The 16393-nt window shown below is 67.6% G+C and carries 19 protein-coding genes; 9 read left to right on the top strand and 10 right to left on the bottom strand.

Features of this window, described 5'->3' with window-relative positions:
* Positions 1–45: 45 nt before the first annotated feature.
* From DIZ26_RS24095 to DIZ26_RS24110, 4 genes are all read left to right on the top strand, one after another.
* Positions 46–783 carry an anthrone oxygenase family protein gene (locus DIZ26_RS24095; protein ID WP_232828556.1) on the top strand — a complete coding sequence of 246 codons (738 nt, stop codon included), beginning with the start codon at positions 46–48 and terminating at the stop codon, positions 781–783.
* Positions 784–907: 124 nt separating this feature from the next.
* Positions 908–1756: an alpha/beta fold hydrolase gene (locus DIZ26_RS24100; protein WP_232828557.1), complete on the top strand. Its 849-nt coding sequence runs from the start codon at positions 908–910 to the stop codon at positions 1754–1756.
* Positions 1757–2423: 667 nt separating this feature from the next.
* Positions 2424–2741 (top strand): MerR family transcriptional regulator, encoded by a 318-nt coding sequence (locus DIZ26_RS24105; RefSeq protein ID WP_112245228.1) that lies wholly within the window; start codon positions 2424–2426, stop codon positions 2739–2741.
* A 167-nt stretch (positions 2742–2908) separates the two neighbouring features.
* Positions 2909–3340 carry an SRPBCC family protein gene (locus tag DIZ26_RS24110; RefSeq protein ID WP_198676252.1) on the top strand — a complete coding sequence of 144 codons (432 nt, stop codon included), beginning with the start codon at positions 2909–2911 and terminating at the stop codon, positions 3338–3340.
* Between the two features lie 10 nt (positions 3341–3350).
* Here the strand turns inward: DIZ26_RS24110 and DIZ26_RS24115 are convergent, their stop codons facing one another.
* Together DIZ26_RS24115 and DIZ26_RS24120 are read right to left on the bottom strand one after the other, a co-directional pair.
* A complete protein-coding gene (locus tag DIZ26_RS24115; RefSeq protein ID WP_112245230.1) occupies positions 3351–4163 on the bottom strand; it encodes an ABC transporter permease in 813 nt (270 codons plus the stop codon).
* Positions 4160–5134 (bottom strand): ATP-binding cassette domain-containing protein, encoded by a 975-nt coding sequence (locus DIZ26_RS24120; protein WP_112245232.1) that lies wholly within the window; start codon positions 5132–5134, stop codon positions 4160–4162. The genes DIZ26_RS24115 and DIZ26_RS24120 overlap by 4 nt, the downstream gene beginning before the upstream one ends.
* Before the next feature lie 87 nt (positions 5135–5221).
* Here DIZ26_RS24120 and DIZ26_RS24125 point away from each other — a divergent pair, with 87 nt between their 5' ends.
* Together DIZ26_RS24125 and DIZ26_RS24130 are read left to right on the top strand one after the other, a co-directional pair.
* On the top strand, positions 5222–6184 hold the full coding sequence (locus DIZ26_RS24125; RefSeq protein WP_112245234.1) for a helix-turn-helix transcriptional regulator: 963 nt from the start codon (positions 5222–5224) through the stop codon (positions 6182–6184).
* 43 nt (positions 6185–6227) lie between these two features.
* Positions 6228–6728, top strand: coding sequence for a VOC family protein (locus DIZ26_RS24130; RefSeq protein ID WP_112245236.1), 501 nt, complete (start codon positions 6228–6230; stop codon positions 6726–6728).
* On the opposite strand, the gene DIZ26_RS24135 is transcribed toward DIZ26_RS24130, so the two are convergent.
* From DIZ26_RS24135 to DIZ26_RS24150, 4 genes are all read right to left on the bottom strand, one after another.
* Positions 6725–7534, bottom strand: coding sequence for a phytanoyl-CoA dioxygenase family protein (locus DIZ26_RS24135; protein ID WP_112245238.1), 810 nt, complete (start codon positions 7532–7534; stop codon positions 6725–6727). The two genes, DIZ26_RS24130 and DIZ26_RS24135, sit on opposite strands and share 4 nt — an antisense overlap.
* Before the next feature lie 54 nt (positions 7535–7588).
* Positions 7589–8275, bottom strand: a complete 687-nt coding sequence (locus DIZ26_RS24140) for a 2OG-Fe(II) oxygenase (RefSeq protein WP_112245240.1) — start codon at positions 8273–8275, stop codon at positions 7589–7591.
* 36 nt (positions 8276–8311) lie between these two features.
* Positions 8312–9283 (bottom strand): UbiA prenyltransferase family protein, encoded by a 972-nt coding sequence (locus tag DIZ26_RS24145; protein WP_232828558.1) that lies wholly within the window; start codon positions 9281–9283, stop codon positions 8312–8314.
* A 73-nt stretch (positions 9284–9356) separates the two neighbouring features.
* Positions 9357–10232, bottom strand: coding sequence for a Vgb family protein (locus DIZ26_RS24150; protein WP_112245242.1), 876 nt, complete (start codon positions 10230–10232; stop codon positions 9357–9359).
* A 44-nt stretch (positions 10233–10276) separates the two neighbouring features.
* On the opposite strand from DIZ26_RS24150, the gene DIZ26_RS24155 reads away from it, so the two are divergent.
* Positions 10277–10882 (top strand): TetR/AcrR family transcriptional regulator, encoded by a 606-nt coding sequence (locus tag DIZ26_RS24155; protein WP_112245244.1) that lies wholly within the window; start codon positions 10277–10279, stop codon positions 10880–10882.
* 36 nt (positions 10883–10918) lie between these two features.
* Here DIZ26_RS24155 and DIZ26_RS24160 read toward each other — a convergent pair whose 3' ends face one another.
* Together DIZ26_RS24160 and DIZ26_RS24165 are read right to left on the bottom strand one after the other, a co-directional pair.
* Positions 10919–11902: a LacI family DNA-binding transcriptional regulator gene (locus DIZ26_RS24160; RefSeq protein WP_232828573.1), complete on the bottom strand. Its 984-nt coding sequence runs from the start codon at positions 11900–11902 to the stop codon at positions 10919–10921.
* A 46-nt stretch (positions 11903–11948) separates the two neighbouring features.
* Positions 11949–13343, bottom strand: a complete 1395-nt coding sequence (locus DIZ26_RS24165; protein WP_232828559.1) for an LCP family protein — start codon at positions 13341–13343, stop codon at positions 11949–11951.
* A gap of 409 nt (positions 13344–13752) precedes the next feature.
* On the opposite strand from DIZ26_RS24165, the gene DIZ26_RS24170 reads away from it, so the two are divergent.
* A complete protein-coding gene (locus DIZ26_RS24170; protein ID WP_232828560.1) occupies positions 13753–14619 on the top strand; it encodes a DUF3152 domain-containing protein in 867 nt (288 codons plus the stop codon).
* Here the strand turns inward: DIZ26_RS24170 and DIZ26_RS24175 are convergent, their stop codons facing one another.
* Complete coding sequence (locus DIZ26_RS24175) at positions 14620–14985, bottom strand: VOC family protein (protein ID WP_112245248.1); 366 nt, start codon at positions 14983–14985, stop codon at positions 14620–14622. It lies immediately after the preceding gene.
* A 182-nt stretch (positions 14986–15167) separates the two neighbouring features.
* On the bottom strand, positions 15168–15710 hold the full coding sequence (locus DIZ26_RS24180; RefSeq protein ID WP_112245250.1) for a MarR family transcriptional regulator: 543 nt from the start codon (positions 15708–15710) through the stop codon (positions 15168–15170).
* Positions 15711–15977: 267 nt separating this feature from the next.
* Here DIZ26_RS24180 and DIZ26_RS24185 point away from each other — a divergent pair, with 267 nt between their 5' ends.
* The gene (locus DIZ26_RS24185) at positions 15978–16208 is read left to right on the top strand and encodes a hypothetical protein (RefSeq protein ID WP_112245252.1); all 231 of its coding nucleotides are present in this window, start codon (positions 15978–15980) and stop codon (positions 16206–16208) included.
* Positions 16209–16393: the final 185 nt, after the last annotated feature.

The raw sequence follows: 16393 nt of genomic DNA on the forward strand, positions 1-16393 counted from the left end.
CGGACAACCATGGTTTGTCTCAGCGATCACCGCTGAACTTGAGCCATGACGAACACACTGAACTTCACCAAGCTCCTCACCCTCACCGGCCTGGTCGGTACCGCTTTGATGGGCGGCGTCTTCTACGCCTTCGGGACCGCCGTGATGGGCTCGCTGCAGCGGATGCCGGCAGGTCAGGGCGCGGCCGCGATGAACCTGATCAACACCCGGATCCAGAACCCGTTGTTCCTGCTGATCTTCATGGGCACGGCGCTGGTCTGTGTCGCGCTCGGGATCATCGCGCTCGTCAAGGACACGCCCGGCAAGTGGTGGCTGGTCGCGGGAGCGGCGCTCTACCTGGTCGGGGTGATCGTGGTCAGCTTCGCCGTCAACATCCCGCTGAACGACAAGCTGGCCACCTTCGACCCGCACTCGACCGCCGGCGCGGCGGAGTGGCTGAACTACCTGGCCAAGTGGAACCCGGCCAACAACCTCCGCGCCGTCGCCTGCGCTCTCGGCGTCATCGCCTTCGGCCTGGCCCTTGCCTCCGGCGCCGGCTCGAAGACGACCACCTCCCCGACGACCGCCGCCCCGACGACCGCCGCCCCGACGACCGGCGTCCCGACGACCGGCGTCCCGACGACCGGCGCCGGCTCGATCGCCCGCGCCGACGGGGTTCACCAGGGCGCCCGGCCCGCCCGCGCACCGCAGTACGGATCGACGCAGGGCAACCAGTTCCAGCTGCCGAACCCGGGCTGGCAGACGCCGCAGCAGGTGGCTCCTCGTCCGCAGTCCTGGCAGTAGCCGATCGTGCCCACCAACCCTCTGCCAGGCCGTCGCTCGCCGACCGGCCTGGCAGAGCCTTGTCTACAGTGGATCCACATCCACCGTGGGTACCGTCAGCGCTTTCCCAGCTGAGGAGATGGTGATGGAGCAACTGCTGACCGTGCGTGGCGTCGAGTTGTGCGTCGAGACTTTCGGAGCGAAGACCGACCCGGCGATCCTGCTGATCCACGGCGCCTCCGCCTCGATGGACTTCTGGGAGACGCCGTTCTGCGAGCGCCTCGCGGCAGCCGGCCGCTTCGTCATCCGCTACGACCACCGCGACACCGGCCGCTCGGTGAGTTACCCGCCGGGCAAACCGGAGTACACCTCGGCGGATCTGCGGGAGGATCCGATCGGCATCCTCGACGCTCTCCAGCTCGAGCGCGCGAACATCGTCGGCCTCTCGATGGGCGGCGGCATCTCCCAGGCGCTGGTCCTCGACCACCCCGACCGGGTCGCATCCGCCACCTTCATCGCCACCAGCCCGATCGCCACCTCGACCCCGGTAGACCTCCCGCCGATGGCACCTCACCTGCAGGAGGCGTTCGCGGCCGATCAGCCGCCGACCGACTGGTCCGATCCCGACGCAGCCCTCGACGCGTTCATCCAGGAAGAGCAGCTGTACGCCGGAACCTTCCCGTACGACGAGCCGGCCCGGCGCGAGCTCGTCGCGCGGATGATCGCCCGCACGACCAACCTCGCCTCTGCCATGACGAATCACTGGATCCTCGACGACGGCGACTCCAAGGACCGCAACCTCGCCGACATCGCCGTACCGACGCTCGTCATGCACGGGACCGAGGACCCGATGTTCCGGCCGGCGCACGCCGAGGCGCTGGCTCGGGAGATCCCCGGCGCCCGGTTGGTGCTGCTCGAAGGCGCCGGTCACGAGCTGCCTCAGCAGGTCTGGGACCAGGCGATTCCGGAGCTCGTCGCGATCAGCCGGCACTGAGAAAACCTCTGCCGAGACACGGCTGAAATCTGTGCTGGCCGAAGTAGACATTCTCCTGGGTGGTGTGTAGTGTTCCTCGTGTTGACAGAGAAGAAGAGCGAAGCTGACGTGGACAGCTAACGATCTGTCCAAAAGTGTTTGTGCAGTGAGTGGGACGGCGGATCCCGCCGGGCCGATCAGTGAAGGGGCTCGGGTTTCACGCCAAGGTCAGAGTCGCGGAGCCGGTGGTAGGAAAGGGTTCCGGGCTTGACGCAACGGAAGTAGCAGTTCGTATTTCGCAGTGCTGTAGTCGCAGTAAGAAGTTCGTAGTTCGCGGTAAGAGCAGTTGTAGTTGTAGTTGTAGTTCGCAGTCTGTAGTAGCAGTTCAGCAGTTGTCAGATGCAGTGTTCGAGACAAGAAGGGGAGGGATTACACCGTCGGATCGCCCGCCAGTGCCAGTACTTCGCCGGGCGGGTGCCGTAGTTCCATCAGTAAGGAAGGTGGTCTTCGGTTACGCATTCAGCGATCCCCGTAGTGGCAGCCTTCACGTGGCGCGCTACGGACAGGCAAGTCCGGCCACACGGCCGGTAGATGGTGAAATATTCCCGACCCTGGGCCCCGGTGCTACGGCACCGGGGCCCGTCGGCATGGAGGCGCGATGACCCCAGATGTGCACACGGAGACACCGATGAGTTCAACCCCGACGACCGGCCCCGCCAACTTCGACGACGACGACTATCCCGCCTTCACGATGGGCCGGGCCGCGGAGATGCTCGGGACCACGCCGGGCTTCCTGCGCAGCCTGGACGAGGCGAAGCTGATCACCCCGCAGCGGTCCGAGGGTGGTCACCGGCGCTACTCCCGCTACCAGTTGCGGCTGGCCGCTCGCGCTCGCGAGCTGGTCGACCAGGGCACCGCGCTCGACGCCGCCTGCCGGATCATCATCTTGGAAGACCAGCTGGCCGAAGCGCTGCGGATCAACGAGCAGATGCGCGACCAAGGCTAGTGCCCTGAGCCGGACGCCACCGCGATGCACGCTCCGGGACACCGGAGCTGAACCAGCAACGTCCGCTCCGGGACACCGGAGCTGAAGCTGCAACGGCCGACCCGGAACATCGGCTGCCTGCATAAGATTTGCCTAACCCTGACGGGCCCGGCCGGTAGCGTGGCCGGGTGATCACCATTGAACGTGCCGTTACCGTCGAGAAGCCCGTCGAGACAGTGTTCGCCTACCTGTCCGACTTCGAGACCACCGTCGACTGGGATCCCGGGACGGTGTCGACGGTGAAGCTCGCGGGCGACGGCGGCGTCGGGACGAAGTACCGGAACAAGTCCTCGTTCGCCGGCCGCGAGACCGAGCTGGAGTACGTCGTCCAGCAGTTCGAGCCCGGCCGGATCTTCCAGGTGCGCGGCGAGAACAAGACCGTGGTCGCGCTCGACACGATGACGTTCCGCGAGATCGGCGCCCGTACAGAGGTCACCTACCGGGCCGAGTTCGATTTCAAGGGCGTCGCCCGGGTGATCGAGCCGCTGCTCCGCGGTCAGTTCAAGAAGCTCGGCGACGAAGCCAAAACCGGACTTCGCGCCGCGCTCCTCGAACTGTAGGTCTGACGATTTAGGCAGCCGACCGCAGCATCGTCCGGATGCCGACCGTCAAGCCGGCCGCCGCGGTGATGAGCGCGGCCAGCCAACCCCACAGCACAGCCGTCGAGCTCACGTCACCCGCGAAGAGCGCGCGCTCGGCGTCCACCAGATAGGCCAGCGGGTTGAACTTCGAGGCCACCTGCATCCATCCCGGTCCGGTCTCCAGCGGCAGCAGCATTCCCGACAGGATCATCAGCGGGAACAGGAAGGTCTGCTGCACCACCCAGAACAACCAGTCCTGCTTGCGTACCGCGATCGCCAGCGCGTAGCTGAAGGCGCCCAGCCCGATCCCGAACACGGCCAGCAACGCGAGGCCGATCACCGCTCCGTCGACATGCAGGTCGAAACCGAACGGCGTCATCACCGCGATCACGATCAGCGCCTGCCCGAACAGCGGCACCATCTCCTTCAGCGCCCGGCCGATCAGCAGCGACGAGCGGGACAGCGGCGTCACCATCATCCGCTCGTGCGCACCGGTCTGGAACTCGGACAACAGGTTCGCCCCGGTCGTCGAGGTCCCGAACAACGTCGTCATCACCAGGATCGACGGCACGAACCACTGCCAGACGCCGTCGCCGAACGCGGCGCCCATCGAGCCGCGGAGCAATGGCCCGAACAGGCCGAGGAACACCAGCGGCTGGATCATCCCGAACAGCAGCGAGAACGGATCCCGCAGTACCGGCTTGAGTTCTCGCGTCATCACGATCCGGATGTCGCGCAGGAGGTTCCGCTGCGCCGGCGAAGCGGCGGGACGGGAAACGGTGGGGATGGTGAGGGTGGTCATGCCGCTGCCTTTCCGTTGGTACCGGTCTCGCGCAGGCTGCGACCGGTGAGGGTGAGAAACACGTCGTCGAGGGTCGGCCGATGCACTTGCGCCGCAGCCACCGGTACGCCGAGTCGCTGGGCGCCGCCGATGAGCACCGGCAACGCGGCCGGCCCGTTCGTCACGCGGACCGAGATCTCGTCGCCTTCGATCGCAAGGTCGCGCGCCCCAGGCAGTTGCTCCGCGAGCCGCCGTACCGCCGAGTGGTTGCTGGGGGCAACAGTGAGGGCGAGTCGGTCGCCGGCGAGTTCGGCCTTCAGGGCGTCGGCGGTGTCGTCCGCGATCACCTGTCCGTGGTCGACCACGACCACCCGCTCGGCCATCGAGTCGGCCTCATCGAGGTAGTGCGTGGTGAGCACGATCGTCATCTCGTACTGCGCGCGCATCCGCAGGATGTGATCCCACAGGTTCGCCCGGTTCTGCGGATCGAGACCGGTCGACGGCTCGTCGAGGAACAACAGCTTCGGCGCATGCACCAGGCCCATCGCGACGTCGAGGCGGCGGCGCTGACCACCGGACAGCTCGGAGACCTTGCGCCGGGCGAGGTCCTTCAGTTCGAGCGATTCGAGCAGTTCCTCGGCGCGCAATTTCGCCGCCCGCCGGTCGAGTCCGTAGATGACGCCCTGACCGGCGAGTTCGTCGGCGACGCGTTGCGAATGGCCGGCGCCGTTGCCCTGGCCGACGTACCCGATCTGGCGGCGGACCTGGTCCGGCCGGGCGACCACGTCGTACCCGGCGACCTCGGCGGTGCCGGCGGTCGGGGCGATCAGGGTGGTGAGCATCCGCAGCGTGGTGGTCTTGCCGGCGCCGTTCGGGCCGAGGACGGCGACGAGCTCGCCCGGTTCGACGGTCAGGCTGATGCCGCGGACCGCGTGCACGGTTTCGGTACGGCTCACCGCGAAGTCCTTGGTGAGCTCTCGGGTGCTGATCACGATGTCTCCTCTGTCGGGGTCTCTTGCCGACGACATTTCCAGTAGTAGCGGCCAGGTTCTGGCCGGTACTCGTGGCAATCTGAGGTCATGTCCGAAACCTCGGCTCGACTTCTCTCGCTGCTGTCCCTGCTCCAGGCGCGCCGCGACTGGCCGGGCGCGCTGCTGGCCGAACGCCTGGAGGTCAGCCCGCGCACGGTACGCCGCGACGTCGACCGGCTCCGCGATCTCGGCTACCCGGTGCGTGCGACCAAAGGCCCGGACGGCGGCTACCGTCTCGACGCGGGCGCCGACCTGCCGCCGTTGCTGTTCGACGACGATCAGGCGATCGCGGTCGCCGTCGCGCTGCAGACCGCCACCACGACAGTGGCCGGGATCGAAGAGGGCGCCCTGCGCGCACTGGCCACTGTTCGCCAGGTCATGCCCGCGCGACTGCGGCAACGGGTCGACGCCCTGCAGGTGACGATGGTCGACAAGTACGCCGACTCACGCCGTACGAAGGTGGATTCGGAACACCTGATCGCGATCGGGACCGCGTTGCGGGCCCACGAGGTGTTGCGCTTCGACTACGCGTCGCCGGGCGCGACCGAATGGGTCCCGCCGCGCAAGGTGGAGCCGCATCACCTGGTCACCTGGGGCGGCCGGTGGTACCTGGTCGCGTGGGACCTGGACCGCAACGACTGGCGCACGTTCCGGGTCGACCGGATGTTGCCGAAGACACCGACGGGGCCGCGTTTCACCCCGCGCGAACTGCCCGCGCCGGACATCTCGACGTACATCTCGGCCAAGTTCACCGGGCAGAACCAGTGGCCGTGCCGGGGCGAGGCGATCCTGCAGGCGAAGGCGTCCGACATCGCCCGCTGGGCCGGCCGCGACGCGATCGTCGAAGAGATCACCGAGACCAGTTGCCGGCTGATCCTGAACGGCTGGTCGTGGACCGGGCTGGCCGCGACCTTCGGGATGTTCGAGTGCGAACTGGAGTTCGTCGGCCCGGCTGAGCTGAAGACCGCGGCTGCTCAGCTGGCCGTCCGGTATTCCAAGGCAGCTTCTTGAGTAAAGGACAGAACCTGGCCGCTTCCTTAGAGAGGCTAGGAGCATGACGACACAGCGGAAGTACCCAGGCGGCAAAGGCACTGTGACGCCGTACGTGGCCGTTCGGGGTGCGGCGGACTGGCTGAAATTCGTGGAGCGGACCTTCGAGGCCAAGGCGTCGCTCGCCGTGCCGAATCAGGACGGCACGATCGGGCACGCGGAGATCACGATCGGCGACTCGGTCGTGATGGCGTTCGACGCGCAGCCGGACTGGCCGGATCTTCCCAGCCTGTTGAGTGTTTACGTCGATGACGCCGACACGACCGTCGCGCGAGCCGTCGAAGCGGGCGCCACGGTGATCACGCCACTGATCACCTCGAAGATCGTGGGCGACCGCGGGGCGCGGATCCGGGATCCGTTCGGCAACATCTGGTGGATCCAGACGCACCTGTACGACGTGAACCCGGCGGACCTGCCGGCCCTGTTCGCCGACCCCGCCGAAGCCGCCGCGATGAAGCAACTCCAAGACTCCTTCGCCACCGAAATGCGGTCGCGCCGGGGTTAGTACAGAACGGGGTTCAGCGGCGAGGAGATGCGGTCGCCGGGTTGGTTGCCGGGCATCCAGGTGGCCAGGTCGGCCTGCTGGAACGAGTTCACCGGTTCGGCGATCTCCATCTCGGCGTCCACGTAGATGATCGTCATCACGCGGCGCGGTACGTCGGTCTCGTTCGGCGCCGCGTGGTGGAAGGTCCAGCCCCGGTGATAGCTGACCTCGCCCAACTCGAACGGTTCCACCACCTCGGGGAACTCCTGCTCGGCCAGTGCCGCCTGCAGGACGCGCTCCGACTCGTCGCTGATCGGCAGATCCCGGCCGTGGTCGAACGACTGGCTCCCGGCGGCGAACGCGAGCGGGCCCATCGCCAACGGCGTTGCCTGCAACGGGATCCACGCGGTCACGCACCGATCGGTCGCGAACGGCCAGTAGTACTGGTCCGCATGCCACGGTGTCACCCCACCACCGGACTCCTTGTAGAGCGCCTGATCGTGGTACAGCCGAACCGACCGTACGCCGAGCAGCTGCGCCGCGATCCGGGCGAGCCGCGGTGACGACACGAACTCCAGCACCAGTTCGCTGTCCTGCCACAGGTTCATCACCTGCAGGAACGCCTTCCCGTACGTGTCCCGCTCCGCCAACGGGAGGTGCTGGGTGTTGAGCTCGATGACCTTGCCGGTGATCTCCGGCTCGTACGCCGCGATCGTCGCCGGGCTCAGCACGTTCCGGAGTTTGACGAAGCCGTGGTCGGCGAAGTGGGCGATCGAGGCCCGGTCCAGGGCGTAGTCGATCTCGAGCTCAGCGCGGGTAAGCGTCATCCCAACAGGGTGGGCGTGTCATCCATCGTTGTAAAGCGGTCGAGTGCCCGTCGTTTACGCGGCGTCGTGGAAGACCAGGCCGAGGGTGTGACGGACGCCCGAGCGGACCGTGCTGACTCCGTGGCGTACCGGCGCGGCCGACCAGCCGCGGGTGGACTCCACCGGGCGGTCCCGGGTTGTGAAGATGAGCCCTTGCCCCTGCGGCAAAGACGTGACGGTACCGCGGGACTGGGCGCGCGGCCGCTGCTCGACCAGCAGGAATTCGCCACCGACATGGTCGACACCCGGCCGATCCAGGCCGATCACCACCTGGAGCGGAAACACCAGGTCGCCGTACAGATCGCGATGGAGCGCGTTCCAGTCGCCGGCCTGGTACCTGAGCAGGATCGGTGTCGGCCGGGTCTGACCGGCGCGATGGCAGTCGTCGAGCCACTCGTCCAACGTGTCCGGCCAAGGCGCGGGCCTGCCCAGTCGCTCGGCCCACTCGCGCGCGATCGGCAGCAGGTGCGGATAGAACGCCGCCCGAAGTTCCGCGACCAACTCCGGCAGCGGGTGGTCGAAGTACCGGTACTGCCCGGAGCCGAACCGATAGCGCTGCATGTCGATCGTCGCCCGGAACCGCTCGACTTCGCCGTACAGGCCGGAGATCTCCGCGCACTGGACCGGCGTGAGCAAAGGCGGTGTCAATGCGCGGCCGACCGAGTCGAGTTCCGCTGTGAGTTGCTTCCAGTCGAAGTCCATACCGATGGAACGCGCCCGGCCGGCGTTGTGTGAGGCTCAGATGATGCCGACGTAGGTGAGCGCGAAGGCTAGGCAGGGGGTCAGGAAGAGCGAGGCCACGATCACCACGCCCTTGAAAGTCTGGCCGGGTCCGATGAACCGGCGGTAGGCCGCGATGAGGACCGGGACCATGACGATCTCCAAGGCGAGCATGCTGCGCGGGATCACCAGGTCGGCGGCCGCCAGGACGACCGACAGCCCGGCAGCCGCGATCCAGGCAGTGAAGCCCAGCCGGTACGTCGTACGCGCGCCGAGGCGGACCGCGATCGTCCGGTAGCCGGCGGCCCGATCAGCCTCGAGGTCGGCCAGCGTGGTCGGCAGATAGAGGCCAACGGCAACCAATGTGCCTTGCAAGGCCATCAGCCAAGGGAATCCGCTCAGGTCATCGGTCACCGCCGCCCAGCCGGCCAACGGCCCGAAGGTGCCCAGGGCAAGCGAATTCACGGCGACATCGAAACCGGCTCGCGTCTTCAACCGCACGGGCGGCACGCTGTAGGCGTAGCCGAGAACGACGGCAAGCAGTACGCCGAGCGCGAAGACCACCCCGACCGCGAAACCGGCTGCCAACGAGGCGATTCCGGCGATCGCGGCGATCCACTTCGCGGCCCGGACGGAAACGCGTCCGTCGAGCAACGGAGACTTCGACTTCCGCGGATTCAGCAGGTCGCCGGGCAGGTCGTGCGCGTCGTTGATCGCGAGCACCGACATCCACAGCAACGGCCCCATCACCACGGCTCCGAGCAGCAGCCGCGGCCACTCCGAGGATGCTGGGATCAACCGATGAGTGGCGAGCAGAACCCCAACGTAATAAGGCACTGCGGATACCGCCCAGAATGCCGGCCGCCCCACGGCCAGGACATCGCGGACCCTGGCGCGGTGACGATCGACGAGCGGCTCGCCTGACCGCCCGCGGCCGGCTGAACGCAGTACGGCGTGGGTCTGGCTGCTTTGCTCCACCCCTGTGGTCACCTCACCACAGTGCTCCCGATCTGGCCGACCGCACCTCCCTCCTCGGAGTGAATCCCCTCACTCCGAGGAGTTCTCAGGCGTGAATGTGAGCAAGAGAACCAGACTCGAGCGCAACCCAGACCGACCCGTCGGCAGCCAGGGCGAGCCCGTGTGGTTCGGTTCCCTCACCGAACGACACCTCCTCGACAACGGCGCCCTCGGCGTCCAGCCGGACCGCGGAACCCGAACCCCACAAGGTGATCCAGCATCCTCCGTCGTCGGTGGCAACCACCGCGTGCGGCTTGGAAGCGCGGTCGGGCAGCGGATACTCGGTGATCTTGCCGTCCGCGGTGATGCGCCCCGCCTGACCGGCGAGCAGTTCCACGAACCACACCCCGTCGCGACCCGCGCTGATCCCGACCGGCCCGGCGCCCTCGGTCGGCAGGGGATACGTCGTCACTTCCCCGTCGATCGTCATGCGGCCGATCGCGTTGCCCTGGTTGAGCGCGAACCACAGCTCCTCGGCAGCGGTGATCATCGCCGGGAAGGCTCCCGCAGTACCGATCGGGTACTGCGTGACCTCGCCGTCCACTGTCACTCGCCCGATCACGTCCACGGACATCAACGTGCTCCACAAGGCGCCATCGGGCCCGACACACAACCCGTACGGCGAACCGCCGAGCTCGACGGCGCTCTTGCTGCCATCCGCGCCGATCCGCCCGATCTTGTCGTCACCGTTCCGGCTGAACCAGACCCCACCGTCAGGACCAGCCACGATCACACTCGGCTTGCTGCCCGCCGCCTTCAACTCGAACCGCTCCACCGCCGAGCTGTCAGGAGCCCCGACCGCCGCAAGTTGAGCGATCGCGCCGGCGTGCACCAGCGTCGTCCAGACCTCGTCACCTGCCACCGCCACGCCGTACGGGCCGTCGCCGGCTGCGCCGACTTTGATTTCCGTCCATCGACTCATGAGGCCTCCTGTTAATGCAATCGATGTTGCATTAAGATCGTGCCATGAGCCATCGCGACGACGCAAGCCCGATTCCCCGCCCGGGTGGCCGAACGGCGCGGGTTCGAGCCGACGTCCTTGCCGCCGTCGAGCGCGAGCTGGCGGCGAGCGGCTACGACAATCTCACGATCGAGGCGGTCGCGGCGTCGTCCGGCGTGCACCGGACGACGATCTACCGCCGGTGGGGGAGCGTCGCCGGACTATTGGTTGACCTGCTCGCGTCCGGTGCCGACGACGACTGGCGGCCGGCCGACACCGGAGCACTCGAAGGGGACCTGATCCGTCTCAACCGGGAGGTCCGCGACGCGCTCGTTCAGCAGCCCTCACTCACCGGGGCCGTGATCGCCGCTTCGTTCCGGACCGCCGAAGCGGCCGAGGCGCTCACGTCGTTCTGGCAGGACCGCTATGTCCGCAGCGAGATCGTGGTCAGGCGGGCGATCGATCGCGGCGAGATCCCATCGGACACCGACGCGCAGCGCTTGCTGATCGCCTGCACTGCGCCGGTCTACCACCAACTCGTTCTGCTCCGGCAGCCGATGACACGCGCAGCCGCCGATCGCGCGGCCAAGGACGCTGCCGCCGCAGCCCGCGCCCGCGTGTATCGCCGTTAGCTCGCGCCAGCGACGGATGTGTGCGCCGTCAGGTGCTTAGCAGCCGCACGAGCTGCGATGGACGAGGGTGGGATCGAGGCGGATGCTGCGGGCCGGCTGATCGGGATCATCGATGCGTGACGTGATCAGCTCGACCGCCTTGGCGGCCAGCTCTTGATGCGGCTGGGCGATCGTCGTCAGCCGCGGCTCGAACAGGTCCGCCCACGCGAAGTCGTCGAACGCCACCAGCGCGATATCCGCCGGCACCGACAACCCGGCGTCGCGCAGCGCCCGCATCGCGCCGATCGTCATCTTGTTGTTCGCCACGACCAACGCGGTCGGCGGATCCGGCAGTTGCAGCAGTTGCGCTGTTGCCCCGCGGGCAGGTTCGGCATCCGAGGAGCCGCCGCGCAGCAGCTCTTCGTCGTACGGGAGTTCGGCCCGCTCGAGCCCGAGCCGATAGCCCGCGACCCGTTCCTGGGTGGTCGCCAGTCCGGCCAGCCCGCTGACCATCCCGATCCGGGTATGGCCGCGGCTGGCCAGGTGCTCGACGAGATGCGAGGTCGCCTCGACGTTCTCCGTGCCGACCTCGTCGAGCCCCGCGCCGATCAACCGGTCGACGAGCACGACCGGTACCTGGCTTCTGTGCAGATACTCCAGCGTCTGCTCCGGGGCAGGTGATGCCGCCAGGACGATCCCGTCGGCCCGGCGTTCGTGGAGATCCCTGGCCACCTTGAGCTCGCGCTCCGGATCGTCGTGGGTGTCGGCGATCAGGATCGAGTACCCGCGCCGTTCGGCCTCCGCCTGCAGATGGTGGGCCAGCTCCCCGAAGTACGGATTGGAGATCGACGACAGCGCCAGCCCGATCGTGTCGGTCTTCGACATCACCAGTGACCGCGCGACGGTGTTCGGCACGTACCCCGTCTCGCGGACCGCGGTGAGCACGGCCTCCCGGGTGTCCGGCGCCACGAACCGCGTCTCGTTCAGCACATGAGAAACCGTCGTCACCGAAACCCTGGCCCGTCTGGCCACATCCGCCATCTTCACCACAAGGCCCATTCTCCTCTCGGGCCTGGTACTTCGGGCGCTACTGCGGGTCGTAGGCGCAGGAGCTCTCCAGGTCGCCGGTCTCGGTGCTGGGCTGGTGCGGAGTGACCTTGCCGGTCGGCTTGTTGGTGGCCTTGGCGACCGGTTTCGTCTTCGGGGCGAGTGCGTTGGCAACGATCTCACGCATGGCCGCGTAGTTGGGGTTGCGGCCGTTCGGGAAGTTCTTCTTCTTGTCCAGGTCGACGTTGCTGATCTTGGCCGACTTGACCCGCTGGCCGAGGCCGACGAACTGCGGCAGCAGATTCTGTGGGATGTCGGTGCGGATCAGCTTCTCGCCGGCCTTGGCGATCGACTGGTAGTTGGCGAGGACGTTCTGCGGGGTGGCTCGTTCCACCAGCGCCTTGATGGTGCAGTGCTGGCGGGCCTGCCGGGCGAGGTCCGCGCCGGGCACCTGGTACCGGCCGCGGGCGAACCAGAGCGCGTCGAAGCCGTTCAGGTGGCGGTTGGGGCCCGGCTTCAGGTAGCGCCCCGGCGGAATGTGCTTGTCGTCGTCACCACCGACCGGGACCGGGTAGTTGATGTTCACGGTGATCCCGCCGAGCGCCTCGACCATCTGCTCGAAGCCGGACAGGTTGATCTGCAAGTAGTAGTGCAGTTTCAGCCCGAGCGCCTCACCGACCGACACCTTCAGAATGTCGGCGCCCTGGTTGTCCGACGGGCCGAGAATCCCGTCGTGCAGTTTCGGAATGTTGCGGTACATCGCGTCCAGGTAGAACGCGTCCTGCTCGACATCGCCTTTCTGCGGGTCCCAGAAGCCGGTCGGGTAGAACTTGTGCAGCGGCGAATCCTTCGGGAACGGCATCCGCATGAAGTTCCTGGTCAGCGAGATCAGCTTGGTGTCACCGGTCCGCGTGTCGATGCTGGCAACCATCACCGTGTCGGTCCGGGTTCCTTGCCGTCCGGCCCCGTCGTCCGCGCCGAGCAGCAACAGGTTGAGCCGCGGCAGCTGGGCCCACGGGTCCTTCTTGTTCGCGATCGTCGGCCGGGTGGCGCTCTTGGAATTGCCGTCGGCGAACACGTGCGTCACCAGGTCGCGCTGCGCGAGCAGATTCTGCGCCCCCAGCGCGGTCCCGGACGCGATCGTGCAACACACCAGCCCGATCACGAACGACCCACCCAGCCGGGCCCCGAGCCCGGACCCCAACGGTCGCAGCATCTTGTACGACGTGACGACGATCGTCACCCACAAGAGCGCGACGACAGCGAGTCCGGCGATGATCCAGAGCAGCAGGTTCGGGTCGAGCGCCCACTTGATCACGTCGTCGCGCCGGGTCAGGCCGACGTACGCGGCAGTGCCGAGCAACGTGACTGTGACACCGGTGACGAAGACGCCGAGCCGCGTCCGCCCGGCCACCAAGTACGCAGTACCGGGCACTGCGGCTCCCAGGACGGCGAGTACCAATGCCCCGAGCGCAGATCGCTGCCGGCCACTCGGTGCGGCCCGGCGGGCGCCTCGTGGCTTGGCTCGCCGTGCCCTGGTCGCTCTGCTGCTTTCGGGGACTCTGCTGCCTCTGGGGGACATGGCTCCACTCGGTGGCCGGGAACAGGACGGTTGGACGCGTCCCCTGTTCGCGTCCACCTCCTCTGACTCGTTGCCGCGGCAGAAAGTTCGGGGCGATTTCAGCGCACTCACGCGCTCCGACCGAACCAGCGCTGGTTGGGAACTGCCCAGGGTGGGCACCAAGGCTGCGGTTCGATCGCTCGAGAGAAGGGTTTTGGGCCCGGCTGGCAAGTACCGGGTGAGGACGCGCTCTTCCGAAGAGCGCGGTGTGAGGAGTTCTGGAATGCGGATGACGAGGATCGCCACGCTCGGGATCGTGGTGGCGGTCGCGGGAGTGGCTCTGTACGAAGTACCGGCCAGTCCGTTCGACCACAAGGGCGTTCCGATCCGGCCTGCCGCTCACTCGTCGGTCGATCCGGACGACTCCACCGGCAAGAACAGCCCCGACGGCACGGACGCCACCGGTGACCCAGTCGCGCCGGATCCAAGCGCAAAGCCGGCCGATCAGAAGCCGGGCGACCAGACGTCGGCGTCGACGCCGGGCGACGACTCGCGGATCACCTATCCGGAGCGCGGCAGCCGCTCGTACGCCGTCCTCCCCGGCGACCCCGCCACGATCGGTGCCTCCGGCCGGCTGATGAAGTTCCAGATCGCCGTCGAGGGTGGGATCCAGGGTGTCGACCGGCCGGCGTTCGCCGAATTCGTCCGCGCCACGTACGGCGCCCCGCAGGGCTGGGCGTCGGCCGGTCAATGGCGATTCCGCCAGGTCGGGCCGGGACAGCCCGCCGACTTCCAGCTCCTGCTCGTCACGCCCGAAACGCGCGACATCCTCTGCGGCGGCGGCCCCGACCGCTACACGAGCTGCCGGATCGGCGACCGCGTCGTACTGAACGTCGCGCGGTGGGCCCACGCAGTACCGAACTACGGCGCCTCGCTGACGGCGTACCGCCATTACATGGTCAACCACGAGACCGGCCACCGCCTCGGCAACCACCACGAACTCTGCCGCGGCCCGGGTCAGCCGGCGCCTGTGATGGAACAGCAGACGCTCGGCTTGCACGGGTGCGTCGCCAACTCGTGGCCCTACCTCGACGGCACCCGCTACAAGGGCCGCGCCGGGCAGTACAACGACCCCGTCCCGGCCAGCTAGTTACTCCTGGATGATCGAGAGGATGTTGCCGGCCGGGTCCTTGAACCAGCCGATCGACGGGCCGCCGCCGCGGGAGATGCCGAGCTCGTCGTGCCTGTCGTTGTAGCGCTCGAAGACGATGCCGCGAGCGATGAGTTCCTTGGCGGCGGCGTCGATGTCGTCCACCGGGAAGTTGAGAATCGTGTACTCCGCGGGAACGTGCTCCGCCTTCGGATAGACCAGCACCGGGATGCCGCCGGCGATCCGCAGCTGCAGCATCCCGTGCACCTCGCTGACGTCGAGCCCCAGCGTCTCGCCGTAGAACTCTTTCGCCGCCGCGATGTCGTCCACCGCGAACCCGCTGAAAGCCTTCGTCTCCTTGAACATCGCGCCCTCCACTCCCGAGGCACCCCACCGGCGCCTCTCACCCGAACGTCGACGCCGGCACCGGAACTTCGACACGAACGGCCGGCACTGACCAAAGGTCGCTGACGACCTCGAGCCCAGCGTGCGCCTGCTCAACCCGCAGCGGGCGCGGACGTTGATCAGCGTTGGCGGTCGGTCCGTCGTCAGTTGTTGAGGGCGGTGGGGTGGGTGACGGCGGCGGTGACCGCGGCGGATTCGAGGCCGTCGGCGACGGTGTGGAGTAGGCGGGCCAGCTGGGCGGCATCCGCGGGGCCGAGGATGCCGGTGATGACGTCGAGGACGCGGACGGTCAGGGCGTCGAGCTGGGACAGCCGCGCCTGACCGAGGCCGGTGACGGTGAGCTGCGGCGTCGTACGGACCAGGCCGAGGGCGGCGAGCTCGGCGATCGCCAGCTCTGCCTCACCCGGGGTGGTGCCGACCTGCTCGGCGACTCCTGCCGCGGAGTCGCGGCCGTTGGAGATCGCGCTCAGCACCAGAGCCGCCGGCATCTTCATCCCGACGGCGTCCTGCAGGCCGAGGATCAGTGGGTGGGCGTGTCCGCGGACCCGCTCCACCGCGTCGAGCAGCCGCAGCGCGTCGCCGACATCGCCGATCAGGTGCTCGGTCTGAACTGTGGCGATCCCCGTGGCCTGCACGATCCGGTCAGGGACCGCCAGAGCCTTGGTTCCAGCGTCTTCGATGGTCACCCTTCCAGCCTACGGAGTCGTTCCGACAGCCCGGCGTGTCGAAGCTGAGGAAACGCTGTGAATTGCCGATGAATCTGCATCCGAAAAGACGTTCGAAACAGATCGGAAAGAGTTTCAGATTTTCTGGACAACTGCCCAAAAAATGTTCGTGACTTACCCTCCGCGTCGTCCGTTGGACCTAACGTGACGGTGAACACACGGCGCACCGGCACCGCGCTCGCCCGCGAATCCAGGCCGACCACCAAGACACACCAGCCAGGAGGACCAGTGACAACCGCCACCGCCATCCAGACGTCTGAGCGCCGACGTGTACGCGTCTGGTTCGGTGAGCACGTGATCGCCGACTACAACGCCGAGCCGGCGTTGGCCGAGCGGTACGCCCACGCCATGAGCCGTCGTTTCGCCGGACTGCGGGTCACCAACGACCCGATGCCCGCCGTCGACCGGCTCCCCGACCCCCTGCCCGGCGAGCGCATGTGGGATGTAGCCCCCCGCTAGTCCAATGATCGGCGGCAAGCGAGTGCGGGCGCTCTGCCCCTCGCTTGCCGCCCTCAATCCCCTGATGCGCCTGATCCCCTGTCCCCCACGATCGACGTCCGCACCGCCTCCAGCATGAAGCGGTGCGGACGTTTCTCTTCGTACTGCGGCAGCCGGCCACCGCATGTCGAGCCGCGTCGTGCGGC

Source organism: Kribbella monticola (assembly GCF_003261635.1).
In the GTDB taxonomy this organism is placed as follows: Bacteria; Actinomycetota; Actinomycetes; order Propionibacteriales; family Kribbellaceae; genus Kribbella; species Kribbella monticola.